The sequence below is a fragment of the Adlercreutzia equolifaciens genome (assembly GCF_029076695.1).
GTDB classification, from domain to species: Bacteria; Actinomycetota; Coriobacteriia; order Coriobacteriales; family Eggerthellaceae; genus Adlercreutzia; species Adlercreutzia equolifaciens_A.
The window spans coordinates 1-289 of the sequence record NZ_JARFIK010000605.1 but is presented as its reverse complement, the minus strand read 5'-3'; the positions used below and the strand labels follow the sequence as shown (position 1 = coordinate 289).

Annotated in this window: 1 pseudogene; it reads right to left on the bottom strand. The window is 52.9% G+C overall.

Features of this window, described 5'->3' with window-relative positions:
- Positions 1-233, bottom strand: a pseudogene (locus tag PZH32_RS13795) (hypothetical protein); the annotation flags it as partial.
- Positions 234-289 lie beyond the last annotated feature (56 nt).

The following is a 289-nucleotide window of genomic DNA, read 5'->3' as shown; positions in this document are numbered from 1 at the left end:
ATGGTGACAACCCCGATAATATAGACAACGAGAGCCACCAGGCTAATGAAGATTCCCATGAAGTCGGTTTGTTTAAGCGCTCGAGCATAGCCCACGTACGGTGATTCAGGATTGGCAAGCACGCGCTTGGTTTTGATGAGCGCTATGATGGCGCAGACCAGAGACACTGTGCTGAGGAGCACGCCGCCGATAATGAACGACACCGGGCCGCCAATGGTGGCAATGGTGGACAAGGTGCGCGCTGAATTAAGGTTTGCTTGTTCGGCGAAAGCCTGAACACTCTTATCAG